At 72.2% G+C, this 23,918-nt stretch carries 17 protein-coding genes and 1 pseudogene; 15 read left to right on the plus strand and 3 right to left on the minus strand.

What is annotated here, in order from left to right:
- Positions 1 to 62 precede the first annotated feature (62 nt).
- Entirely contained in the window at positions 63 to 893 is an 831-nt protein-coding gene (locus BMW27_RS00385) for an alpha/beta fold hydrolase (protein WP_091437476.1), read from the plus strand.
- 481 nt (positions 894 to 1,374) lie between these two features.
- On the opposite strand, the gene BMW27_RS00395 is transcribed toward BMW27_RS00385, so the two are convergent.
- Positions 1,375 to 2,400 carry an ABC transporter substrate-binding protein gene (locus BMW27_RS00395; protein ID WP_091437481.1) on the minus strand — a complete coding sequence of 342 codons (1,026 nt, stop codon included), beginning with the start codon at positions 2,398 to 2,400 and terminating at the stop codon, positions 1,375 to 1,377.
- Positions 2,401 to 2,882: 482 nt separating this feature from the next.
- On the opposite strand from BMW27_RS00395, the gene amrS reads away from it, so the two are divergent.
- Both amrS and BMW27_RS00405 read left to right on the plus strand, forming a co-directional pair.
- Positions 2,883 to 3,983 (plus strand): AmmeMemoRadiSam system radical SAM enzyme, encoded by a 1,101-nt coding sequence (gene amrS / locus BMW27_RS00400; protein WP_091437484.1) that lies wholly within the window; start codon positions 2,883 to 2,885, stop codon positions 3,981 to 3,983.
- Positions 3,984 to 4,154: 171 nt separating this feature from the next.
- On the plus strand, positions 4,155 to 6,053 hold the full coding sequence (locus BMW27_RS00405; protein ID WP_091437488.1) for a glycoside hydrolase family 2 protein: 1,899 nt from the start codon (positions 4,155 to 4,157) through the stop codon (positions 6,051 to 6,053).
- Here BMW27_RS00405 and BMW27_RS23780 read toward each other — a convergent pair.
- A pseudogene (locus BMW27_RS23780) lies at positions 6,041 to 6,370 on the minus strand (transposase family protein); the annotation flags it as partial. The gene BMW27_RS00405 and the pseudogene BMW27_RS23780 sit on opposite strands and share 13 nt — an antisense overlap.
- A 284-nt stretch (positions 6,371 to 6,654) precedes the next feature.
- Between BMW27_RS23780 and BMW27_RS00410 the strand changes: the two are divergent.
- Positions 6,655 to 8,019, plus strand: coding sequence for an MFS transporter (locus BMW27_RS00410; RefSeq protein ID WP_091437491.1), 1,365 nt, complete (start codon positions 6,655 to 6,657; stop codon positions 8,017 to 8,019).
- A 13-nt stretch (positions 8,020 to 8,032) separates the two neighbouring features.
- Complete coding sequence (locus BMW27_RS00415; RefSeq protein ID WP_091437494.1) at positions 8,033 to 9,934, plus strand: acyl CoA:acetate/3-ketoacid CoA transferase; 1,902 nt, start codon at positions 8,033 to 8,035, stop codon at positions 9,932 to 9,934.
- 171 nt (positions 9,935 to 10,105) lie between these two features.
- On the opposite strand, the gene glgC is transcribed toward BMW27_RS00415, so the two are convergent.
- The gene (gene glgC / locus BMW27_RS00420; protein WP_091437497.1) at positions 10,106 to 11,344 is read right to left on the minus strand and encodes a glucose-1-phosphate adenylyltransferase; all 1,239 of its coding nucleotides are present in this window, start codon (positions 11,342 to 11,344) and stop codon (positions 10,106 to 10,108) included.
- Between the two features lie 338 nt (positions 11,345 to 11,682).
- Between glgC and BMW27_RS00425 the strand changes: the two genes are divergently transcribed.
- The 10 genes from BMW27_RS00425 (at position 11,683) to BMW27_RS00470 (ending at position 23,898) form a co-directional block, all read left to right on the plus strand.
- Entirely contained in the window at positions 11,683 to 12,627 is a 945-nt protein-coding gene (locus BMW27_RS00425; protein WP_091437499.1) for an ROK family glucokinase, read from the plus strand.
- A 90-nt stretch (positions 12,628 to 12,717) separates the two neighbouring features.
- Positions 12,718 to 14,193: a sugar porter family MFS transporter gene (locus tag BMW27_RS00430; protein WP_091437501.1), complete on the plus strand. Its 1,476-nt coding sequence runs from the start codon at positions 12,718 to 12,720 to the stop codon at positions 14,191 to 14,193.
- A gap of 108 nt (positions 14,194 to 14,301) precedes the next feature.
- Entirely contained in the window at positions 14,302 to 14,769 is a 468-nt protein-coding gene (locus tag BMW27_RS00435; protein WP_139206799.1) for a hypothetical protein, read from the plus strand.
- A gap of 499 nt (positions 14,770 to 15,268) precedes the next feature.
- The gene (locus BMW27_RS00440) at positions 15,269 to 16,663 is read left to right on the plus strand and encodes an aspartate aminotransferase family protein (RefSeq protein ID WP_091437508.1); all 1,395 of its coding nucleotides are present in this window, start codon (positions 15,269 to 15,271) and stop codon (positions 16,661 to 16,663) included.
- Positions 16,664 to 16,770: 107 nt separating this feature from the next.
- Positions 16,771 to 17,901: an alanine dehydrogenase gene (ald, locus tag BMW27_RS00445; RefSeq protein WP_091437511.1), complete on the plus strand. Its 1,131-nt coding sequence runs from the start codon at positions 16,771 to 16,773 to the stop codon at positions 17,899 to 17,901.
- Between the two features lie 300 nt (positions 17,902 to 18,201).
- On the plus strand, positions 18,202 to 19,620 hold the full coding sequence (locus BMW27_RS00450) for an NAD(P)/FAD-dependent oxidoreductase (protein WP_091437514.1): 1,419 nt from the start codon (positions 18,202 to 18,204) through the stop codon (positions 19,618 to 19,620).
- Between the two features lie 259 nt (positions 19,621 to 19,879).
- The gene (locus BMW27_RS00455; protein ID WP_091439644.1) at positions 19,880 to 21,409 is read left to right on the plus strand and encodes an aldehyde dehydrogenase family protein; all 1,530 of its coding nucleotides are present in this window, start codon (positions 19,880 to 19,882) and stop codon (positions 21,407 to 21,409) included.
- A gap of 39 nt (positions 21,410 to 21,448) precedes the next feature.
- Positions 21,449 to 21,628, plus strand: coding sequence for a hypothetical protein (locus BMW27_RS00460; protein ID WP_091437518.1), 180 nt, complete (start codon positions 21,449 to 21,451; stop codon positions 21,626 to 21,628).
- A gap of 234 nt (positions 21,629 to 21,862) precedes the next feature.
- Positions 21,863 to 22,159, plus strand: coding sequence for a hypothetical protein (locus BMW27_RS00465; RefSeq protein ID WP_091437520.1), 297 nt, complete (start codon positions 21,863 to 21,865; stop codon positions 22,157 to 22,159).
- 215 nt (positions 22,160 to 22,374) lie between these two features.
- A complete protein-coding gene (locus BMW27_RS00470) occupies positions 22,375 to 23,898 on the plus strand; it encodes an amino acid permease (RefSeq protein WP_091437522.1) in 1,524 nt (507 codons plus the stop codon).
- Positions 23,899 to 23,918: the final 20 nt, after the last annotated feature.

Below are 23,918 nucleotides of genomic sequence, written 5' to 3' on the forward strand. Positions count from 1 at the left end.
CCGGCGGGCTGTGTCGGATCGAGGGCGAGGCGACCCGATCTGAGCCCTGCGAGGATCGTCGGGTGCGACTCGAGCAGACGTTCGCCTGGCGAGGACGTCGGGTGCGGTGGGACGTCTGGGGCGATGGCCCACCGGTGGTCTTCTGCCACGGCACCCCGTGGTCCTCGGCGCTCTGGCGCCCCTTCGCCGACGCGCTGAGCTCCGGGTTCCGGGTCCACCTGTGGGACATGCCCGGATACGGCCAGTCCTCGATGGAGGCCGAGCACCGGGTCTCGCTCGACGTGCAAGGCGAGCTGCTCTCCGATCTCGTCGGTCACTGGGGACTGGACCGGCCGCACCTCATCGCCCACGACTACGGCGGGGCCGTCGCACTGCGGGCACACCTGCTCCACGGCGCGCTCTACGGCTCCCTGACCCTGGTCGACGTCGTGGCGCTCGCGCCGTGGGGCTCGGAGTTCTTCCGTCTGGTCCGCGACAACGCTGAGGTCTTCGCCGCTCTGCCGGCCGCTGTGCACGAGGGCGCAGTGCGCGCGTACATCAAGGGGGCCAGCCATCGCGGCCTCGACGAGCGCCGGATGGGCATGCTGGTCGAGCCGTGGCTCGGATCGCTGGGCCAGGCGGCGTTCTATCGGCAGATCGCGCAGGCCGACCAGGCCTACACCGACGAGGTGGAGCCGCTGTACGGCTCGCTGGCGCTGCCGGTCCTCATCGTCTGGGGTGTCGAGGACACCTGGATCCCGGTCGACCGGGCTCACGCCCTGGCCGAGGCGATACCTGGGGCCCGTCTGCAGCTCGTCCGAGATGCGGGGCACCTGATCCAGTTGGACGCTCCCGAGGGACTTGCCACCGTCCTGCACGGTTGGCTCGTCGAGCAAGGGCAGCGCCGGGCCTGAGTGAGGCCTCGGCGTCTCCCGCAACCGGATCCCTCGCGGACACCGGGCTGCGGCCGCCGGAACGGCAGGTCAGGGGCGGGTCGGCCGTGAGGGCCGGCCTGCCTCTTGCACGACTACAGCAACGCGGCCCGAGGGACACCACAGCCACGGACGCGATCAGGCCCACTGGCTGCTGGTGGGCCTGGACCTGGCTCGTCGACTGTTCGGAGGCCGACCGGCCAGGCTCTTCGTCGTCTCAGGACGGACCGGCGACTGCAGCCTCGTACTCGGTCGTCACCGACGGGGGCAGCTCGCCGGTGACACGGACGAGGATCGGGCCGGTCAGGTGGTGGTACTCCGTGCCAGCGATCGGGCCGAGGCTCTGCAGGGTCTCCTGGGTGCAGTGGGTCGTCGCGCTCGTCTCGGTGTGCCCCCTCCAGGACCGGCATCTGCCCGAGGCGGCACGCGCCCCCGGCCGGGTGGCCGAGGGCGCGTCGAGCACTCAGCCGAGGGCCGGGACCACGGTGGAGGGGTCGCCGTCGGCGGCGGCGGCCAGGGCCGGCACGGCCTGGTCCAGCAGGTAGGGCAGCGACAGCGGGCTGCCGAAACCGAGCGCGGCGGACACATCGCCGGAGTAGCCACCGAGCAGGACCGTGCGGCCCTGGGTCACCACGTCGAGGCTGGAGAGCAGCGTGTCGGCATCGGCGTCTTCCTGGTCGTACCCGTTCACCGCCAGCACGTCTGCGTTCAGCAGGTCCAGCCGCTCCTGGCTGAGGTCGGTGCTGGCGTCGGGGACGGTGAAGCCGAGATCGGTGAAGAACTGGGTGCGCAGGTCGTCCTCACCCAGCAGGTAGTGGCCTGAGCCGACGCCTGTCAGGTCCACGGCGATCGAGCTGCCGGCGAAACCGGGGTTCTCCTCGACCGCCTGCTCGACCTGGCCCTCGACGTCCTCGACGAGCTGCTGCGCCTCCTCCGCACGGCCGAGCGCCTGACCGATGAGGCGGGTCTGCTCCTGCCACGGGGTGGCACCGTCGGCGTACTCGTCGGTCTGCGCGAGCGTCGGCGCGATGCCGGACAGCTGGTCGTAGACGGTCCGGTCCATGAAGGAGTACACGCCCACGATCAGATCGGGCTGCAGGGCGGCGACGGCCTCGAGGTTGATCTCCTCGCCTCCCACGGTCGGGATGTCCTCCGCCGGGAGCAGTTCCTCCGCCCACGGACGGGTCGTGGCGTCGTACTCGCCCAGGTTCTCGCGTTCGCCGACCGGGGTCAGGCCCAGGGCCAGCACGAAGTCCTGGTCGTTGAAGCCGACGGTGACCACGCGCTGTGGCTCCGCGGGGATCTCGGTGGTGCCGAACCTGTTCTCGATGGTGACCGGGAAGGCGCCCGATGAGGAGGACGGTTCCGCGACGGGCGGGGAGCCGTCGTCCTCCGAGCCGCCGCAGGCGGCAAGCGCTCCGGACAGGGTCAGGACGGCGAGGGGGACGGCGAGACGGGACGGGCGCGGCGGGCCCGCTCTCTTCGACATCAGGCGAGGTTAGCCTGCCCTAACCTTGCTGCCCGCCTGGCACCCCCCTGATCGCCTCGAGGGCGAGGCGCGGGATGGAGCTGACTGAGCTGGAGAGCGACGGCTGCTGACGGCGCTGGACCGGACCGCGCTGCCGAGGCAGCGAGCGAGGGCGTCGGTCATGGCCTGTCGGGAGGGCCGAACAGGAGCGGTGTGCCGCCTGATCTCTCGAGGGCCGTGTACAGCGACACCAGGGGAGGCGCTCGCGGCGGTCGGTGCGAGCGACGTCCGCCCACACGCGACCGTCGCGTGTCCACCGTCGCCTCCATGACGGTACGGCTGCGGCGCGGGTGGAGCACGCAGCCGGGCTCAGGCCACAGCCAGCGCCGGCGACGAGGGCCGGGCGCCCGGCCGGCGTGGTGGCGATCCTGGTCGCAGCCGTGCGCGCCGGCTGTCACCTGAGACTGCGCCCGGCACCCCTATCGTGAGCGAGGGGAGGCGCCATGACGGCCGACATCAGTCTCCAGGACCCCTTCACGGTGCCTGGACGGTTCTGGCAGCGGCTCCATGACGGTCGCGTGCAGTGCGACGTCTGCCCGCGGGAGTGTCGCCTGCACGAGGGGCAGCGGGGCCTGTGCTTCGTGCGCGGCCGCGTCGACGACCAGGTCGTGCTGACCTCCTACGGGCGCTCGAGCGGGTTCTGCGTGGACCCCATCGAGAAGAAGCCGCTCAACCACTTCCTGCCGGGCAGCGCGGTCCTGTCGTTCGGCACCGCGGGGTGCAACCTGTCCTGCCGGTTCTGCCAGAACTGGGACATCTCCAAGTCGCGGGAGATCGACCGGCTCTCCGACGCCGCCGGGCCGGAGGACATCGCCGCGGCCGCCCAGCGGTTGGGCTGCCGCAGCGTCGCGATGACGTACAACGACCCGACCGTCTTCCTCGAGTACGCGGTGGACGTCGCCGACGCCTGCCGGGCACGGGGGGTCAGGTCCGTCCTGGTCACCGCCGGCTACGTCGGCGACGGGGCGCGACGGGAGCTGTACGCGCACGTCGACGCGGCCAACGTCGACCTCAAGGCGTTCACCGACGACTTCTACCGGCGGGTGTCGGCCGCTCACCTGCAGCCGGTGCTCGACACCCTGGTGTACCTGCGGCACGAGACCGACGTGTGGTTCGAGATCACCACGCTCCTCATCCCGGGGCACAACGACTCCGACGCCGAGATCGGCGCCGAGTGCGCGTGGATCGCCGAGAACCTGGGTCCCGACGTCCCGCTGCACTTCACCGCCTTCCACCCGGACTTCAAGATGCGCGACGTCCCGCCCACCCCGCCGGCGACGCTGACCCGCGCGCGGCGGATCGCCCGGGACCACGGGCTGCAGTTCGTCTACACGGGCAACGTGCACGACGCGGACGGCGGCCGGACCACCTGCCCGGCCTGCGGCGAGGCGCTCGTGGAGCGGGACTGGTACGTCATCGGGCGCTACCGGCTCGCCGACGACGGGCGCTGCGCCTCCTGCGGCACCGCCGTCCCGGGCCGCTTCGACGGGCCGGTCGGCCGGTGGGGAGCGCGGCGGCTGCCGGTGTCCCTGGCCGGGAGCTGATCGGTGTGCGTGCGCACATCCGCGGTCGCCGGCCGGTTCCACCCCGCTGATTCGGCGCAGCCGGCGGCCCGTGTCGCCCGGTGCGCCGGCAGACCGGACTCGGAGGGGAGAGGCATGACGGGTCTTCTGCGGTTCCGGCGGAGAACCACCGCACTGCTCGCTTCGGCAGCCATGGTGGGGTCGGCCTTCGTGCTCACCGCGGCGGCCCAGCCGTCGGACGACGACGGCTGGCAGCTGGGCCGGCCGCGGCTGACGACGCCGTGGACCGGCCAGGTCTCGCCGAGCAACGCCCTGCCGGAGTACCCGAGGCCACAGCTGACGCGGGCCAGCTGGCAGAACCTCAACGGGGTGTGGCAGTTCGCCGGTGCCGCGGCGGGGGAGGTGCCGCCCTTCGGTGAGGACCTCGCCGAGAGCATCCTGGTGCCCTACCCGATCGAGTCGGCGCTGTCCGGCATCGAGCGGCACGAGGACCACATGTGGTATCGGCGGACGTTCGAGGTCCCGGCGTCCTGGCAGGTGGGAGACGGTCAGCGGCTGCGTCTCCACTTCGGCGCCGTCGACCACGCGGCCACCGTGTGGGTGAACGGCACCGAGGTCGCCGAGCACACCGGCGGCTACACCGTATTCTCCGTCGACGTCACCGATGCCCTGGCGCCCTCGGGTCCTCAGGAGATCGTCGTCGGTGTCGAGGACCGCACCGACGCGACGTGGCAGCCGGTCGGCAAACAGCGCAACGTCCCGGACCGCGGCGTCTTCTACACCGGCTCCTCCGGGATCTGGCAGACGGTGTGGATGGAACCTGTCGCCGCCCGCGCGTACGTGGCGGACCTCGACACGGCCACGGACGTCGACACCGACACGCTCGCGCTGACCGTCGACACCGGCGGGAACGCCTCCGGCATCACGGTCCGGGCCGTGGTCAGGGACGGCGACGTGCAGGTCGCGACCGCGGAGGGAGTGCCCGGCCGGCCCCTGGACGTGCACGTCCCGGACGCCCACCTGTGGTCACCCGACGACCCGTTCCTCTACGAGCTGGAGGTGACCCTGCTGGACGGCGACCAGGAGGTCGACCGGGTCGGGTCCTACGTCGGCATGCGGGAGATCGGGACCGTGCACGGCGCGGACGGCCGCCTCCGCATCACGCTCAACCACGAGATCCGCTTCCTGATGTCGACCCTGGACCAGGGCTTCTGGCCGGACGGCATCTACACCGCACCGACGGACGAGGCGCTGCGGTTCGACGTGGCCGAGGCCAAGCGCCTCGGGTTCAACGCCATCCGCAAGCACGTCAAGGTCGAGCCCGACCGCTGGTACCACCACGCCGACACGCTGGGCGTGCTGGTCTGGCAGGACATGCCGTCCATGCGGACGGGCGGGATCCCGCCGCCGGATGCACAGGCCGAGTTCGAGCGCCAGCTGCACGAGGTCGTCGACCAGCACGACAGCTGGACCTCGGTGATCGGGTGGATCCCCTTCAACGAGGGCTGGGGCGAGTGGAGCAGGGAGGCCACGGGGCGGATCGCCGACTCGGTCGCGGCTCAGGACCCCACCCGGCTCGTGGACGCCCACAGCGGCGTCAACTGCTGCGCCTCGCACGGCGACAGCGGCCGCGGCGACGTCATCGACTGGCACGACTACACCGGTCCCGCGGACCCCACGCCCGACGGCCACCGCGTGGCGGTCGACGGTGAGCACGGTGGGTTCGGGCTCGAGGTACCCGGCCACATGTGGTTCGAGGACGGCCACGGGTACCAGATGGCGCAGGACAGCGAGGAGCTCACCAGGCTGTACGTGGAGAACCAGCGCGAGCTGATCCCGTTGGCGCAGCAGCGCGGCATCAGCGGCGCCGTCTACACCCAGATCACCGACATCGAACACGAGGTCAACGGCTTCTTCACCTATGACCGGCGGGTGGAGAAGATGCGCGTCGACCAGGTCAGGGCGGTCAACGACGCGGTCGTCCGCAACGCGAACCGCCCCGCTGTCCCGCCGACGGCCATCGACCCCGGCACAGCCGTTCCCGCCGGTGTGCACTCCTCCGGCGGGTCATCGGACCAGCGTCGCGGATGACCTCGGCCACCGATCCGGACAGCCGGCATCGAGTCCAGGATCGGTTCGACGTACGGGCGGTCGTGCCGGTTCCCGGCGGGGACCAGCACGTCGAGCGGCACCCCGCGGGCGTCGACGAGCGGGTGGTACGGGCTGGGGAGGCCTTGCCCGGTCGGTCGGCTTGCGGCCGGTCGGCTCGACTCCCTCCTCGCCCGGGTGCTGACCGAGTCCGGGACGGCTCGCGACCGGTCCCGGTCGGCCTGCCGGCCGAGGCGGTCGAGCAACCCCTGGTGCACCCGGTCGAACACGCCGGCCCCGGCCCACTCGCGCGTGCGCCGCCGGTCACCGGATCCAGAACGCCCACAATTGGCCGATGTGCCGCAACCCCGGGATGCTGTCGCCGGAGATCGCGCAGCAAGGGGGTGACCATGGCCTGCACCGTCGTCCGTGGGCCCTGCCCGCGCCCCTGCCCCGCCGAGCTCTGCGCCGCCGCTGCACCCGTCCCGAACGCTGAGCCGGCCGCCCGGAGGCGGGCGGCCACCGCGATCGCCGGGGGTTCCCGTCCCTCGGCCGGAGACATCCGCAACCTCCACAGATTCTGCACACGCGAAGGGGATGAGCCTTGTCCAGTTCCCACCAGGAAGCCGCTGTCCCGCCGGCGTCCCGCACGTCCATCGTCAAGGTCGTCGGTGCCAGCCTCGTCGGGACGACCGTGGAGTGGTATGACTTCTTCCTCTACGGCTCGGCCGCCGCGCTGGTGTTCAACACGCTGTTCTTCCCCGACTTCGATCCGCTCGTCGGCACGCTGCTCGCGTTCGCCACGTACGCCGTGGGCTTCGCGGCCCGCCCCATCGGTGGGGTGATCTTCGGGCACTTCGGCGACAAGGTCGGCCGCAAGCAGATGCTGGTCATCACGCTCATGCTGATGGGCGGCGCGACGTTCCTGATCGGCCTGCTGCCGACCTACGCCCAGATCGGCATCTGGGCACCGATCCTGCTGATCGTCCTCCGGCTGGTGCAGGGCTTCGCCCTCGGTGGCGAGTGGGGCGGTGCGGTGCTGATGGCCGCCGAGTACGGCACGCCGGAGCGACGCGGGTACTGGGCCTCCTGGCCGCAGGCCGGTGCGCCGGCGGGCAACCTCCTCGCCGTCGCCGTCCTCGCGCTGGTCTCGGCGCTGACCACCGACGAGCAGTTCGAGTCCTGGGGTTGGCGCATCCCGTTCCTGCTCAGCGCGGTGCTGGTGGGTGTGGGCCTCTGGATCCGGGTCTCGATCGAGGAGTCGCCGGTCTTCCGGGCCGCCCGCGAGCAGTCCGCCAAGGCGGAGGAGGCTCCCAAGCTGCCCGTCGTCCAGGTCCTGCGCGACTACCCCCGCGAGATCATCCTGGCGATCGGCGCCCGCCTGGCGGAGAACATCGGCTACTACATCTTCACGGCTTTCGCGCTCAGTTATGCCACCCAGCAGCTGGGCGTCCCGCAGAGCACGGCGCTGAACGCGGCGCTCATCGCCTCCGCGATCCACTTCGCCGCCATCCCGACCATGGGGGCACTCTCCGACCGGTTCGGCCGCCGGCCGGTCTACCTCCTCGGTGCGGTCGGCGTGGGGGTCTGGGGGTTCGTCTTCTTCCGCATGTACGACTCCGAGTCGTTCGTGCTGCTGGCGCTCGCAGGCACCATCGCGTTGGTCTTCCACGGCGCGATGTACGGGCCGCAGGCGTCCTTCTTCTCCGAGCTGTTCTCCACCCAGGTGCGCTACAGCGGCCTGTCGGTGGCCGGTCAGGTGTCCTCCATCGTGGCGGGCAGCCTGGCACCCGTCATCGCCACGGCGCTGCTGATCGAGTACGGCAGTTCCGTGCCGATCTCGCTGTACCTCGCCGGTGCCGCGGTGCTCACGGTGATCGCCGTCGTGCTCAGCCGGGAGACCGCCCGCAGCGACCTGACGCGGGACCCCGCCGCCGATCGGGCGACGGTCGGCGCCGGTCGGCGCTGAGCCCCGCCGTCCGGTGCGACGCAACAAGGTCATCTCGGCCGACGCCGCGGCGCAGATCGTCCTCGACGGCGACACCGTCGCCACCGGGGGGTTCGTCGGCGTCGGGTTCGCCGAGGAGCTGGCGCTCGCGCTGGAACGGCGGTTCGAGGCCACTGGCTCGCCGCGGGACCTCACGCTGGTCTACGCGGCGGGCCAGGGCGACGGCGGCACCCGTGGGTTGAACCACTTCGGGGCCGACGGCATGGTGCGCCGGGTCATCGGCGGGCACTGGGGCCTCGTGCCGGGCCTCGGAGCGCTCGCGCTCGACGACCGCATCGAGGCCTACTGCTGGCCGCAGGGCGTGATCAGCCACCTGTTCCGGGAGATCGCCGGCGGGCGCCCGGGCGTGGTGACCAAGGTCGGGCTCGGCACGTTCGTCGATCCGCGCCACGGGGGCGGCCGGATGAACGAGTGCACCAGGGAGGACCTGGTCGAGCTGGTGACGCTGCGCGGGGAGGAGCACCTGTTCTTCCCCGCGCAGCCGGTGCACGTGGCGCTGCTGCGCGGGACGACGGCCGACCCCGAGGGCAACATCACCATGGAGCGGGAGGCGCTCACGCTCGAGGTGCTGTCGATGGCGCAGGCGGCCAAGAACTCCGGCGGCGTCGTGATCGTGCAGGTCGAGCGGGTCACCGAGCACCGGACGCTGAGCCCGCGCGAGGTGAAGGTCCCCGGCATCCTGGTCGACGCGGTCGTCGTCGCGCAGCCCGCCAACCACGGTCAGACCTTCGCCGAGGCCCACAACCCCGCCTACACCGGGGAGATCACCGCGCCCAGCACCGGGCTGGCCCCGATGCCCCTCGACGCGCGCAAGGTGATCGCCCGTCGCGCCGCGATGTTCCTGTCGACCAACGCGGTGGTGAACCTCGGGATCGGCATCCCCGAGGGCGTGGCGGCAGTCGCTGCCGAGGAGCGGATCCTCGACCTGATCACGCTGACCGTCGAGCCCGGCGGTGTCGGTGGCATCCCGGCCGGCGGGCTGAGCTTCGGCGCCGTCGCCAACCCGCAGGCCATCATCGACCAGCCGTACCAGTTCGACTTCTACGACGGCGGCGGGCTGGACCAGGCGTTCCTGGGCATGGCCGAGGCCGACGCGGAGGGGAACGTCAACGTCAGCCGGTTCGGTCGCCGGCTCGCCGGTGCCGGCGGCTTCATCAACATCAGCCAGAACGCCAAGGTGGTCTTCTTCCTCGGCACGTTCACCGCCCGCTCGCAGGTGGCGGTGCGCGACGGCGCGCTGGTCGTCGACGACACCGGCGCGGTCGCCAAGTTCCGCGACCGGGTGGGGCAGGTGACCTTCAACGGGCGCCTGGCTGCGGAGCGCGGGCAGCCCGTCTACTACGTCACCGAGCGGTGCGTCCTGCGGCTGACCGAGCGGGGCCTCGAGCTGGTCGAGGTCGCCCCGGGCGTCGACGTGGAACGGGACGTGCTGGCCCACATGGACGTCGCTCCCGTCATCGGGGACGACCTGTGCACGATGGACGCGGTGATCTTCCGCGACCGGCCGATGGGGCTGCGCGACCGGCCTCCCGTCGACATGGCGGAGCGTTTCCGGTTCGACGGGGCCACCGACACCGTCTACGTCAACTTCGAGGGGCTGCGGCTGGGAACGGCGCAGGACGCCGACGACCTGGCCCGGGAGCTCGACCGCCGGTTCTCCGCGCTCGACCGGCGGGTGCACGTCGTCGTGAACTACGACAACTTCGACCTCGGCCCGGATGCGGCGGATCCCTTCTTCGCCATGGTCAGGAGCAACGAGGAGCGCTTCTTCCTGTCCTCCACCCGCTACTCGACCAACGCGTTCTTCCGCCGCCAGCTGGGCCGGGAGTTCACCGAGCACGACCTCTACGCCAACTTCAGCGAGCACCCTCGCTGAGCGCGTTCCCCCACCACCGTGGGCACGCCCGGAGCGCCACCGACCGGGACGGCGGCCACGCGCTCCCCGACCGCCTCGGCGGCGGACCAGCCGGCAGGACAGGGAGGCGGCCGACGGCTGACGGGTCGGCAGCGCCGGCTCGCCCGGTCGCCCGGTCGCCGGCGTCCGTGCTCAGTCCAGGATCTCCCGTCCCTTGCCGACCACGGTGATGCCCGCCTCCGAGACGACGAGACCCCGGGCGCGGTCGTCGTCCTTGTCGACGCCGATCTCGACGCCCTCGCCGATGCGGACGTTCTTGTCGACGATCGCATCGCGGACCACGGCCCGGCGGCCGACGTGCGTGCCGTCGAGGACCACGGACCGCTCGACGGACGCCCAGCTGTGCACGACCACGCCGGGGGACAGCACCGACTCGTGGACGCAGCCGCCGGAGACGATGACGCCGTTGGACACGATGCTGCTGATCGCCCGGCCGACCCGGTCGCCGTCGTCGTGCACGAACTTCGCCGGCGGCCGGGACGGGATGTGGGTGAGGATCGGCCAGCGCTCGTTGTAGAGGTCGAACGCCGGGATCGTCGCGCAGAGGTCCATGTGGGCGTCGAAGTAGGAGTCCAGCGTGCCGACGTCACGCCAGTAGCGCTCGGTGCCGGCCTTCTCCCCGGGGACGTCGTTGCCGTTGAAGTCGTACACCTGCGCCGCACCCTGCCCGACCAGCATCGGGACGATGTTGCCGCCCATGTCGTGCTTGCTGTCCTCGTCGGCGGCGTCCGTCCGCAGCGCGTCGAGCAGCGCCTCGGTGCTGAAGACGTAGTTGCCCATGGACGCGAAGGTCTCGTCGGGGCGGCCGGGCAGCGCGGGCGGATCGGCGGGCTTCTCCAGGAACGCCTCGATCCGCTGCCCGTCGTCCGCGGTCTGGATGACGCCGAAGGCGGTGGCCTCCCGGCGGGGCACGGGGATGCCCGCCACCGTCACCCCGGCACCCCCGTCGAGGTGCTGGCGCCACATCTGCCCCGGGTCCATGCGGTACACGTGGTCGGCACCGAAGACGACGACGAGGTCGGGGCGCTCGTCGTTGATGAGGTTCAGCGACTGGAGGATCGCGTCGGCCGAGCCGGTGTACCAGCGCGGGCCGAGGCGCTGCTGCGCCGGCACCGTGGTGACGTAGTTGCCGAGCAGGTTCGACAGTCGCCACGTCGTCGTGATGTGCCGGTCGAGGCTGTGGCTCTTGTACTGCGTGAGCACAGCGATCTTGAGGATGCCGGCGTTGACGAGGTTGGACAGGGCAAAGTCGATCAGCCGGTAGAGGCCACCGAACGGCACGGCGGGCTTGGCCCGGTCCTCGGTCAACGGCGCGAGCCGTGTGCCTGCACCACCGGCCAGCACGATCCCGAGGATCTTCGGCTCCGCCATCCCACACCTCCTGAGTCACCCACCAGCGCCTCGACGACCTGTCGTCCCGTGGTGGACGGGCGGGTGGCTCCGAGCCCCGAGCGGGGCTCTGCGGTGAGCCGCGTCACATCATGCTCGTCGGGGCTCCGGATCGGAACCGGAGCCGGGGACACCCGTGGGCGTCGCCGGAGCGGTCGTCCCGGAGCACTCCGGTCCGTCCGCCGGACGGTGGACCGGCAGCCCGAGCAGGCCCGGGGGTCGCCGGCCTGCTCGACCCGCTTCCGGTGGCACCGGGTGCGGAGTTGGAGCAGAGTCCACAGTGCTCTGGATCACACCGCACCCAGGACCGGGGGGCGACCATGTCGCTCGCGATCGGCGTCGACATCGGCGGCACCAAGGTCGCCGCCGGTCTGGTCGACGAGCAGGGCGGCGTCGTCGCCGGCGCCCGGCGCGACACACCGTCGCACGACCCGGCCAGGATCGAGGAGATCATCGCCGACGTCGTGCGGGAGCTGCAGGCATCCCACGAGGTCGAGGCCGTCGGCATCGGGGCGGCCGGGTTCGTCGACGCCGCCCGGTCCACCGTGGTGTTCGCGCCCAACCTGGCCTGGCGCGACGAGCCGCTGCGCGTCAACGTCGAGAAGCGGTGCAGGCTGCCGGTCGTCGTGGAGAACGACGCCAACGCGGCGGCCTGGGCCGAGGCCCGCTTCGGTGCCGGGCGGGGGCAGCAGTACCTCGTCGTCCTCACCGTCGGGACCGGCCTCGGCGGCGGGTTGGTGACCGGCGGGGAGCTGTACCGGGGGCGGCAGGGCATCGCCGCGGAGTTCGGCCACGTGACGGTGGAGCCGGGCGGACGGCGGTGCGGCTGCGGCGGCCGCGGCTGCTGGGAGCGCTACGCCAGCGGCCGGGCGCTGATCCTCGAGGCCCAGGAGCTCGCCACGGTCTCGCCGGCCATCGCCGGTCGGTTGCTGGAGCTGGCCGGTGGCCGGCCGGAGGCGATCACCGGGCTGCACGTGACCCGCGCGGCCCAGGACGGGGACGAGGCCGCGCTGGAGGCGTTCCGGGTGATCGGCACCTGGCTCGGTCAGGGCATGGCCGCCCTCACCGCGGCCCTGGACCCGGAGGTGTTCGTCCTCGGCGGCGGGGTCTCCGCCGCCGGGGAGCTGCTGCGCGAGCCGGCGGAGCGGTCGCTGCAGGAGCGGGTCACGGCGCGCGCGTACCGGGAGGTGCCGGCCGTGCGGCTCGCGCAGTTCGGTCCCGAGGCCGGGATCGTCGGCGCTGCGGACCTCGCCCGACGCCGGTGAGGCACGACGGGGGAGAGGACTCGCGGGGGTGCCAGACGGCACGGCCGGGCGACACAGGGTGGAGTGCAGGGGACGGCGGAGGGGGATCCGGTGAGCGAGCACGGTTCGTTTGATCAGCACGCGTCCATCTACGACGACACGGACACCGGGAGCGGTCGCAGCGCGGTGCGGATCGCCTCCGTGGCCGCGCTCGGCGGCTTCCTCTTCGGCTACGACAGCGCGGTGATCAACGGCGCCGTCGCCGCCATCGAGGACCGGTTCGAGGTCCCCTCCGCCACGCTGGGCTTCGCCGTGGCCTCGGCCCTGCTGGGAGCGGCGGCGGGCGCGCTGACGGCCGGGAGGTTCGCCGACCGCTTCGGCCGGCTGTTCACGATGAAGGTCGCCGCGGTGCTGTTCCTCATCAGCGCCCTGGTCACCGGACTGGCCCCCAACCTGCTGATCCTGATCATCGGGCGGATCATCGGCGGCGTCGGTGTCGGCGTCGCATCCGTCATCGCCCCCGCCTACATCGCGGAGGTCGCCCCCGCCCGGATCCGGGGTCGCCTGGGGTCGCTGCAGCAACTGGCCATCGTCACCGGCATCTTCCTGTCCCTGCTGGTGGACTTCGCCTTCGCCAGCGCCGCGGGCGGATCACGGAACGAGTTCTGGTTCGGCCTCGAGGCGTGGCGGTGGATGTTCCTCGCCATGGCCGTCCCTGCCGTGATCTACGGCGTGCTGACCCTGACCATCCCCGAGTCGCCGCGGTACCTCATCGCCACCCACCGGATCCCGGAGGCGCGGCGGATCCTCAGCACCCTGCTGGGCGAGCGTGGCCTCGACATCAAGATCGAGCGGATCCGGGAGACGATGGAGCGGGAGACCCGGCCGTCCTGGGCCGACCTCCGCGCCCCGCGGTCCGGTCTCCTGCCGATCGTCTGGGTGGGCCTGGGCCTGTCGGTCTTCCAGCAGTTCGTCGGGATCAACGTCATCTTCTACTACTCCAACGTCCTGTGGGAGGCCGTCGGCTTCAGCGAGAACGACTCGTTCATCATCACGGTCATCACGTCCGTGGTGAACATCGCGACCACGCTGATCGCCATCGCCAGCGTCGACCGCTTCGGCCGGCGGCCGCTGCTGCTGATCGGCTCGGTCGGGATGGCGGTCACGCTCGGCACGCTGGCCGTCGTCTTCGGCACCGCACCGCTGAACGCCGACGGCGCACCGGTGCTGTCGGACGTCACCGGGCCCATCGCGCTGATCGCCGCGAACCTGTTCGTGGTCGCGTTCGGCATGTCGTGGGGGCCGGTGGTGTGGGTGCTGCTGGGGGAGGCGTTCCCCAACCGGATCCGCGCCGCGGCGCTGGCCTTCGCGGCGGGCGGTCAGTGGGTGGCGAACTGGCTGATCACGGTGAGCTTCCCCTCGCTCTCGGACATCTCCCTCAGCCTGGCCTACGGCCTGTACACCGTCTTCGCGATCCTCTCGCTGCTCTTCGTGCTGCGCTGGGTGCGGGAGACCAAGGGCGTGGAGTTGGAGGACATGCACGGCGACACCAGTGCAGTCGCCGGCGACGTGCGTCGCTCCGGCTGACGGCCGTTCCTGCGTTCGCTCCCCGGACGGTGTGCGGATCCGTGGTCCGGCGGCCGGTCGGTTGCCTAGACTCTCCTCCCCGGAGGTCGACGCGCGGAGGTCGATCACATGCGCAGGTATCTCGTCGTCGCGAACCAGACCCTGGGCGGTCGGGAACTCCGGGAGGAGCTCCGCAGACGTGCGGTGGCGGGGGAGTCCTCGTTCTACGTGCTCGTGCCCAACACCCGGGCGGCGCACTACCACGTCGTGCCGGCCGCCGGTGGCCTGGTCCCCATGCCGAGCATGGCCACGGGCTACGGCGGGCCCGAGACCGACGAGGAGGCGACCGAGGAGGCCCGGGGGCGGCTGTCCCGGATCCTGGCCGAACTGGCCGAGCTGGGGGTCGAGGCCGAGGGGCACCTGGGCAGTCCTCAGCCGATGGCGGCCATCGAGGACGCCCTCAGCGGCCACCGCTTCGACGAGGTCATCGTGGCGACCCTGCCCAAACGGGTCTCGCGCTGGCTCGGCTCGGACGTGCCGCACCAGGTCGAGCGCCGCTTCGGGCTGCCGGTCACCACGGTCGTGGGTCGAGCCTGACCGGGAGACCCGACGCGGGCGGCACCACCGCCGCCACCGGAGTGATCGGGAGGGATCGCCGTCGCCGCCTGCCGTGCAGGCACCAGCCCCCGTCTCCACCCGCCGACCCACGGGCGGAGCGGACCGGAGCCCCCGGCCACCACGTGCGTCACCGCGCCGACGTGCACGGTGGCGCACGTGGCTGCCGAGCGGTGCGCGAGTCGTCCCCGTCGCTCCGGAGCGCCCGGACGCCTCGAGCCGGCGGGGCGGGGAGACACGAAGTGCCCGGTGACCGTGGGCCGGGTCGTCCGCAGACTGGGGTCATGCCGACGGCGACCGCAGCGACCGCGAGGCGCAGGTCCGGCGCGCACACTGCACCACCTCGGGGCGAGGACCGACCACGTGGGCCCAGGACGACCGCCCTGCGCGTGGCGGTGCGACGCGGTTCCGCCCGGCGTGACCGCGCGGGCTCCCCGAGGGCCGTTCGACGCCTCCGACCCGACGTCACGAGGAGCCTGGGATGACCACCTCGATCGAACAGCCTCCGGCCGGTGTACCGGACGCGACGGCGGCCCGCGCCGCTGACCACCTCTGGATGCACTTCGCCCGCCAGGGCCGCCACCCGGAGACGCCCGTCCCGGTGATCACCCGCGGGGAGGGGGCCTACATCTGGGACAACCGGGGCCGGAAGGTCCTCGACGGCCTGTCCGGGCTGTTCGTCGTCCAGGTCGGGCACGGGCGCCGGGAGCTGGCCGAGGCGGCGGCGAAGCAGGCGGCCGAGCTGGCGTACTTCCCGGTGTGGGGCTACACCACACCGGTGCAGGCCGAGCTGGCCGAGCGGGTGGCCGACCTCGCGCCCGGCGACCTGAACCGCGTCTTCTTCACGACCGGCGGCGGAGAGGCCGTGGAGTCGGCGTGGAAGGCCGCGAAGCAGTACTTCAAGCTGATCGGCAAGCCCCAGAAGCACAAGGTGATCAGCCGGGCGGTGGCCTACCACGGGACCCCGCACGGTGCCCTGGCCATCACCGGGCTGCCCGCCATGAAGAAGGACTTCGAGCCGCTGGCCCCGGGCGGCTTCCGGGTGCCCAACACCAACCTCTACCGCCACCCCGAGTTCGCCGAGGACCCCAAGGCCTTCGGCCGCTGGGCCGCCGACCGGATCGAGGAGGCGATCCTCTTCGAGGGCGCCGACACCGTCGCCGCGGTGTTCCTGGAGCCGGTGCAGAACTCCGGCGGCTGCCTCACGCCTCCGCCGGGCTACTTCGAGCGGGTCAGGGAGATCTGCGACAGGCACGACGTCCTGCTCGTCTCCGACGAGGTCATCTGCGCCTTCGGCCGGCACGGCGTGACCTTCGCCTGCGAGAAGTTCGGCTACACGCCCGACCTGATCACCTGCGCCAAGGGCATGAGCTCCGGCTACGGCCCGATCGGCGCGATGATCGCCTCGGAGAAGGTCGTCGAGCCCTTCCTGCGCCCAGGAGTGGCGTTCCCGCACGGGTACACGTTCGGCGGCCACCCCGTGGCGGCGGCCGTCTCGCTGGCCAACCTGGACCTCATGGAGAGCGAGGGGCTCAACCAGCGCGTGCTCGACAACGAGGCGGCGCTGGGTGCCACCCTGCGCGAGCTGCTCGACCTGCCGATCGTCGGCGACGTCCGCGGCGACGGCTACTTCTGGGCCGTCGAGCTGGTCAAGGACAAGGCCACCCGGGAGACGTTCGGCGCCGCGGAGCGGGAACGGCTCGTCCGCGGCTTCCTGCCCGGCGCGCTGTTCGACAACGGCCTGTACTGCCGCCCCGACGACCGCGGCGACGTGGTCGTCCAGGTCGCTCCGCCGCTCATCTGCGGCCAGGCGGAGTTCGACGAGATGGAGCAGATCCTGCGGCACACGCTGACCGAGGCCCAGGGCCTGGTCTGAGGAAGGACCTCCCTGCCCCCCACCGCGCCGCGACCGCACCCGACGTCCCGACCCGCGACAACCGCCCCGGTGCGACCGCACCGGCCCTCGACCGGAGGAGATCGGCCATGAGCACGCCCGTCGTCGGAGTACCGACCGAGATCAAGGACAACGAGCGGCGGGTGGCGCTCACCCCCGACGGTGTCGTGGAGCTGGTGCACGACGGTCACCAGGTCGTCGTGCAGGCCGGTGCCGGCGTCGGGTCCCGGTTCGCCGACGACGAGTACGCCGCGGCCGGCGCCAAGGTCGTGCCGACCGGCGACGAGGTGTTCGACGCCGCCGACCTCATCGTCAAGGTCAAGGAGCCGGTGCCCGCGGAGTACGACCGCTTCCGCCCGGGCCAGCAGCTGTTCACCTACCTGCACCTCGCTGCCGACCGCGGTCTCACCGAGTTCCTGCTCGAGCGGCGGATCGACTCCATCGCCTACGAGACCGTGCAGACCGCCGACGGCAAGCTGCCGCTGTTGACCCCCATGAGCGAGGTCGCGGGCCGGATGGCCGTGCAGGCCGCCGCCCACCACCTGGAGAACCCGGCAGGTGGAGCGGGGATCCTGCTGGGCGGCGTCCCCGGCACCCCCGCGGCGAAGGTCCTCATCATCGGCGGTGGGGTGGCCGGCACGGAGGCGGCGAAGATCGCGCTGGGGATGCGGGCCATCGTCCGGGTCCTCGACACCAACCCCAGTCGACTGGCCTACCTGTCCGACATCTTCGGCGGGCGGCTGGACCTGGTGACGCCCAACCGCGCCCGGACGGCGGCCTACGTCGCCGAGGCCGACGTCGTGATCGGCGCGGTCCTCGTGCCCGGCGCCAAGGCACCCAAGCTCGTCAGCAGGGAGATGATCGCCGCGATGCGCCCGGGCAGCGTGGTCGTCGACATCGCGATCGACCAGGGCGGCTGCTTCGAGACCAGCCGGCCGACCACCCACTCCGACCCGACCTACGTCGAAGAGGGCGTCGTCCACTACTGCGTGGCCAACATCCCCGGGGCGGTGGCCCGTACCTCCACCCTGGCCCTGACCTCGGCCACGCTGCCGTACCTGGTCCGGGTCGCACGGCACGGCGTGACCGGTGCGGCCCAGGCCGACCCCGCCCTGCGTCTCGGCCTCAGCACGCTCGACGGGCGGCTCGTCAACCAGTCGGTCGCCGAGGCCCACGACGTGCCCTTCACCGACCCCGCCGAGCTCCTCGCTGCCCGGTGAGACGTCGAACGGGTATCCCGGTCACGGTCGAGGAGGGAGGGGAACGCACCGGGATCCTGCTGGCTCGAGCGACGGCACGGCTCGGTGCCGCGGTGGGCGAGGAGCGGGCGGACGGCGTGGTGACGACACGCGGCTGCGCTCACCGGGCAGGCCCTGGTCCACTGGCGGGGGCTCCGGGGTTCCGGTAGGCCTGCTGCTGGCGAGACGATCCGTCGGGACGACACATCGTGCACACGAGGAGCTGCCGGGCGAGGCGGGTTCCGGCCGCCCCCGGGTGGCCTGGCATGAGAGGGCGCTGCCATGGGTGCGAAGGAGACCGGGAGGCACCGGGTCGTCGTCGTGGGGGGCGGCTTCGCCGGGCTGAACGTCACCCGCGGCCTCGCCCGCGCCGACGTCGACGTGACGCTGGTGGACCGGGCCAACCACCACCTCTTCCAGCCGCTGCTGTACCAGGTGGCGACGGGCATCCTGCCGCCCGGGCTCATCGCGCCGGCGCTGCGGGCCGTGGTCAAGCGGGAGAAGAACACGCGCGTGCTCCTCGCGGAGGTGCAGGACCTCGACCTGGACCGGCAGGTGGTCGGCGCCCGGGCACCGGACGGGCGGCTGGTCGAGCTGCCCTACGACACCCTCGTCGTCGCGGCCGGGGCGACGCACTCCTACTTCGGCAAGGACCAGCTGGCCGAGTACGCGCCGGGCATGAAGACCATCGAGGACGCCCGGTACCTGCGCGACGGGATCCTGGCCAAGTTCGAGATGGCCGAGATCGCCACCGACCCCACCGAGCGGGCGGAGTGGCTGACCTTCGTGGTGGTCGGGGCCGGACCGACGGGCGTCGAGCTCGTCGGGCAGATCGCGGAGCTGGCCCACACCGTCCTCCCGCGGGACTACCGCTCCGCGGACACCCGCCAGGCCCGGATCATCCTGCTGGAGGGGGCCGGGGCCGTGCTGCCCCCCTTCGCGCCCAAGCTCCAGGCGTACACCCAGCGGCGCCTGGAGGAGATGGGGGTGGAGGTGCGGCTCAACACCCTCGCCGTCGACATGGACCACGAGTCGATCACGGTCCAGGGACCGGGCGGGCGGGAGACGATCCGGACGCGCACGCGCATCTGGGCCGCCGGTGTCCAGGCGTCCCCGCTGGCCCGGGCACTGGCCGAGGCCGCCGGCGTCGAGACCGACCGGGCCGGCCGGGTCCCGGTGGGTCCCGACTGCACCGTGCCGGGCCACCCGGAGGTCTTCGCCATCGGCGACATGGCGTCGCTCGACAAGCTGCCCGGGGTCGCCCAGCCGGCCATCCAGGAGGGCAAGTACGTCGCCCGGGTCGTCAAGGACCGCCTCGCCGGCCGGCAGACGCCGCCGTTCCGGTACTTCGACAAGGGCACCATGGCCACGATCGGCTACCGCTCGGCCGTCGCCGACGCCTTCGGGGTGAAGGTGACCGGCTTCCTCGCCTACGCCATGTGGGTCTTCATCCACGTGCTGTACCTGGTGGGCTGGGGCAACCGGTTCGGCACCCTCTACACCTGGGTCCGCGCGCTGTGGCTGTCCCACAACCGGGGCAACCGGATCATCGCGTTCCAGGGGGCACAGCAGGAGGTGGCCGGGGGCGAGGCACCGGCGGCCCGGCCCCCGACGATCCTGCCCCGGACAGCGCCCAGGGCCGCCCCCGATGCCGAGGAGGCCATTCCTGGCGCCCCCCGGGAGGCCGGCGGCGCCGGGTGACCCGGGGGCTCTGGGGCTCGGAGGACCATGCTCGCCCGGTGGGTCAGCCGGGTGGCCCAGCCCGGCGTGGCCGCCTGCGGCACCTGCTCACGGGTCCCGCTGCTGGGGCCCGGAGCACCGCGGCCGACGAGGGGCCCCGACGCCGGAGGCATCCCCACGGCCGTCGACCGTGGGTCCGTGCGGACGGTCCGACGCACGGCACACCGAGCGGCCCGGCTCGGCCGGCCGACCCCGCCCCACCGAGGCACTGGAGCAGTCCATGTCCGAGCAGAGCGTCCTGAGCCCGCCCTCCGGCGCGACGTCCCCGCCTACCCGGCTGATGCTGATCGGCGGGAACTGGGTCGAGGCCGCCGACAGCGAGTGGCGTGAGATCACCAGCCCGGGTCGCCGCGGCCACGTCCTCGCGCGCGTCCCGCGCGGCAGCGCCACCGACGTCGACCGTGCCGTGACCGCCGCCCGGGAGGCGTTCCCCGCCTGGCGCGACCAGCACTTCACGGAGCGCCAACGGGTGCTGCTGAGGATCGCCGACGCCCTCGAGGGCCGCGGCGAGGAGCTCGCCCGGGTCACCGCTGCCGACACCGGGAACGCGCTGCGCACCCAGGCGCGACCGGAGGCGGCGCTGCTGGTCGACCTGTTCCGCTACTTCGGCGGGGTCGCCGGTGAGGTCAAGGGCACGACCCTGCCGGCCGGGGCGTCGCAGCTGCAGTACACGCGGCAGGAGCCGCTGGGGGTGGTCGGCGCGATCCTGCCGTGGAACTCGCCGCTGATGATCGCCGGGTTCAAGGTCCCGGCCGCCCTGGCCGCGGGGAACACCATCGTGCTCAAGGCCGCCGAGGACGCCCCGCTGTCGATCCTGCTGATGGCCGAGGTGTGCGAGGAGTTCCTGCCCCCGGGCGTCCTCAACGTGGTCACCGGTACCGGCCGGGCCGCGGGCAACGCCCTGGTCGAGCACCCCGGCGTCGACAAGATCTCCTTCACCGGCTCCACCGAGGTGGGGCGGGGCATCGCCGCCAAGGCAGGGGAGCGGCTGGCCCACCTGTCCCTGGAGCTGGGCGGCAAGAACCCGTCGATCGTGTTCCCCGGTGCGGTGACCGACGAGCTGATCGAGGGGCTGGTGCTGTCCTCGCGGATCAGCCGCCAGGGCCAGAGCTGCACCGCCGGCTCGCGGCTCTTCCTGCACCGCGAGGTCCACGACGAGGTGCTGGCCCGGCTGAGCGAGCGGCTGGGTGCGATGACGGTCGGGGACCCGCTCGACGAGGCCAGCGACATCGGCGCGGTCATCAACGAGACCCAGTTCGACTCGATCCGGGGCTACCTGGAGGACGGGCTGGCCAATCCCGCGCTGCACGTCGAGGTGGGCGGGCTGCCACCGGAGAGCGGTCCGCTGGCCGAGGGGTTCTTCCACGTGCCCACGCTGTTCTCCGGCGGCGACAACAGCTTCCGGCTCGCCCGCGAGGAGATCTTCGGCCCCGTCGTCGTCGCCATCGCCTGGACCGACGTCGACGACGTCGTCCGCATGGCCAACGACACCGCCTACGGACTGGGGGCCTACGTCTGGAGCCACGACATCGACCTGGCGATCACCACCGCGCACCGCCTCGAGGCCGGCTGGGTGCAGGTCAACCAGGGCGGGGGACAGGTCGTCGGCCAGTCCTACGGCGGCTACAAGCAGAGCGGGATCGGCCGGGAGGTGTCCCTCGAGGGCATGATCGCCGGCTTCACCCAGACCAAGCAGGTCAACGTGCGCCTGGGCTCCGGAGCGACCCCCGCGCCGCGCACGGGACCCTGACGGGCGCCGCACCACCGTCGACCGGACCGAGGAGGACCGATGGCCAGCTACACCGCGACCGCGATCTGCGAGGGCGACCACTGGGTCATCGACGTCCCGGGTGTCGGTACGACCCGGGCCGACAGCGTCGACGACATCGAGGAGATGGCTCTCGACCTGGTCGTCGCGATGACCCACACCGCCCCCGAGGAGGTGCACGTCCAGACGCGCATCGTCTGACCCGGCCAGCCGCGGTCGGGCCACGGCGCCGGAAACGGGGCCGGACTGCTCCGATGGCGTGGTGGGGGCGGGCGCACACGTGGTGCCGCCGGTGGTGGGACCGGGGCGTGCGGACCGTCACGCCCCGACGTGCGACCCGGACGCCCAGCGCGGTCGTACGGTGGAGGCAGCCGTCGAGACGCCGACCCGTCTCCGGCGTTCCACCACACCGACGAGAAGCGCAGAAGAGCGACAGTGTCCAGCGAACCCGAAGACCTCGGCACCACCGGGTCCGGTCCCTCCGGGCCAGGGCAGACCCCGGCCGGGCCGGCGGACGGGACGTCCGGATCGGCAGCCGCACCGGGCTGGACCTGGCGCCTGGTGCGCAGCCTGGTGCTCCTCGACTCCTGGTCCCCGGACAGCCACCGGCTGAGCTCCCCGCAGGCCGCACGGAGGCACCTGCGCACCGAGTGGACCTGCTCCGGCGACCTCACCGAGGCCCAGGCTGCCGCCCTGGTGGCCCTCGACGAGACGACGGCCTGGAAGGCCTGACCCGCCGCCGCGGGTGAGGAGGCCGGGCGCCCGGCGACCGGTGCACGCGCACCAGCAGGTCCTCCTGGGCGGCCCGCCCGCGCGCCGGGCGGTGCACGCGCATGCCGCGTCACCGAGCGGAGTCGTTGTAGTAGCGCGGTGCTGATGGCCCCCCCATGCTTCTTGCGAGTTCACGCCTGACCCCCACCCACTCGTACTCACACGAGGGAGCGGACATGGCACACGGCCCCTCCGCGAACGGCAACCTCCACAAGGGCCTCAAGCAGCGGCACCTCACGATGATCGCGATCGGCGGTGTCATCGGCGCGGGCCTGTTCGTCGGCTCCGGCGCGATCATCGGTGAGGTCGGTCCCGGGGCGTTCCTGACCTACGCCCTCACCGGCGTCCTGATCGTCATGGTCATGCGGATGCTCGGGGAGATGGCGGTGGCCAACCCCTCGACGGGGTCCTTCGCCGATTACGCCCGGCAGTCGCTCGGCGGCTGGGCCGGCTTCAGCGTGGGCTGGCTGTACTGGTACTTCTGGGTGATCGTGGTCGGCTTCGAGGCCGTGGCCGGGGCGGCCATCCTGCAGCGCTGGCTGCCCGACGTCCCGCTGTGGATCATGGCGCTCGTCCTGATGGTGCTCATGACGGCGACCAACCTGTTCTCGGTGGCCTCCTACGGGGAGTTCGAGTACTGGTTCGCCGGCGTCAAGGTCCTGGCGATCATCACGTTCATCAGCCTCGGCGCGCTGTTCGTCCTGGGACTGTGGCCGGGCCGCGACCTCGACTTCTCGAACCTCACCGAGCACGGCGGACTGTTTCCCAACGGCGTCAGCACGCTCTTCTCGGGCATCGTCATCGTGGTCTTCTCGATGGTCGGCGCCGAGATCGCCACCATCGCCGCCGCGGAGTCCGACGAGCCGGAACGGGGGATCGCGCGGGCGACGAACTCCGTCGTCTTCCGGATCCTGATCTTCTACGTCGGCTCCATCTTCCTGCTGGCCACCATCCTGCCGTGGAACTCCACGGAGCTCGGTGACTCGCCGTACGTCGCCGCGATGGAGGAGATGGGCATCCCGGCGGCGGCCGACATCATGAACGCGGTCGTGCTCACCGCCGTCCTGTCCTGCCTGAACTCCGGCCTCTACACGGCCTCCCGCATGCTGTTCGTGCTCGCCGCCCGGCACGAGGCACCCGGCCGGATGCTCTCGATCAACCGGCGTGGTGTGCCCGCGTGGGCGATCCTCTCGTCCAGCGTCGTCGGGTTCCTCTGCGTGATCGCGGCCTACGTCTCGCCGGACACGGTCTTCCTGTTCCTGCTGAACTCCTCCGGCGCGATCATCCTGTTCGTCTACCTGCTGATCAGCCTCTCGCAGCTGCGGATGCGGCCGACGATCCCGCCGGAGCGGCTGCGGGTGAAGATGTGGTTCTACCCCGTCCTGACCCTGCTCACGGCGGCCGCGATCGTCGCGATCCTCGTGCAGATGTTCGTCCGGGAGAGCACCCGGTCGCAGCTCCTGCTCAGCCTGCTGGCCTGGGCGCTCGTGCTCGTCGCCTACGCCGTCCGGCGCAGGGCCATCGGCGAGGCCCACGTGACCGAGGAGGGGGTCGCCGCTGAGTCCCGCGCCGACCAGTGGATGCACGAGCACGGCGCCGTCGTCGACGTCGAGGTCGACGCCGCCGTGGGGGAGGGGCGGCTCGACCCCCGCGTCATCCGGCGGATGGACGAGGAGGGCTATCCCAACGAGGCGCCGTGACCGCCGCGCCCCCGGCCGCC

The sequence above is a fragment of the Geodermatophilus poikilotrophus genome (assembly GCF_900111455.1).
GTDB lineage: Bacteria > Actinomycetota > Actinomycetes > Mycobacteriales > Geodermatophilaceae > Geodermatophilus > Geodermatophilus poikilotrophus.

Bases quoted from the DNA above. Each gene is read 5' to 3' on its own strand.
- BMW27_RS00450 (WP_091437514.1), top strand. From the start codon at position 18,202: ATGGGTGCGAAGGAGACCGGGAGGCACCGGGTCGTCGTCGTGGGGGGC.
- ald (WP_091437511.1), top strand. From the start codon at position 16,771: ATGAGCACGCCCGTCGTCGGAGTACCGACCGAGATCAAGGACAACGAG.
- BMW27_RS00460 (WP_091437518.1), top strand. From the start codon at position 21,449: ATGGCCAGCTACACCGCGACCGCGATCTGCGAGGGCGACCACTGGGTC.
- BMW27_RS00425 (WP_091437499.1), top strand. From the start codon at position 11,683: ATGTCGCTCGCGATCGGCGTCGACATCGGCGGCACCAAGGTCGCCGCC.
- BMW27_RS00405 (WP_091437488.1), top strand. From the start codon at position 4,155: ATGGTGGGGTCGGCCTTCGTGCTCACCGCGGCGGCCCAGCCGTCGGAC.
- glgC (WP_091437497.1), bottom strand. From the start codon at position 11,344: ATGGCGGAGCCGAAGATCCTCGGGATCGTGCTGGCCGGTGGTGCAGGC.
- BMW27_RS00395 (WP_091437481.1), bottom strand. From the start codon at position 2,400: ATGTCGAAGAGAGCGGGCCCGCCGCGCCCGTCCCGTCTCGCCGTCCCC.
- BMW27_RS00435 (WP_139206799.1), top strand. From the start codon at position 14,302: ATGCGCAGGTATCTCGTCGTCGCGAACCAGACCCTGGGCGGTCGGGAA.
- BMW27_RS00455 (WP_091439644.1), top strand. From the start codon at position 19,880: ATGTCCGAGCAGAGCGTCCTGAGCCCGCCCTCCGGCGCGACGTCCCCG.
- BMW27_RS00440 (WP_091437508.1), top strand. From the start codon at position 15,269: ATGACCACCTCGATCGAACAGCCTCCGGCCGGTGTACCGGACGCGACG.
- amrS (WP_091437484.1), top strand. From the start codon at position 2,883: ATGACGGCCGACATCAGTCTCCAGGACCCCTTCACGGTGCCTGGACGG.
- BMW27_RS00470 (WP_091437522.1), top strand. From the start codon at position 22,375: ATGGCACACGGCCCCTCCGCGAACGGCAACCTCCACAAGGGCCTCAAG.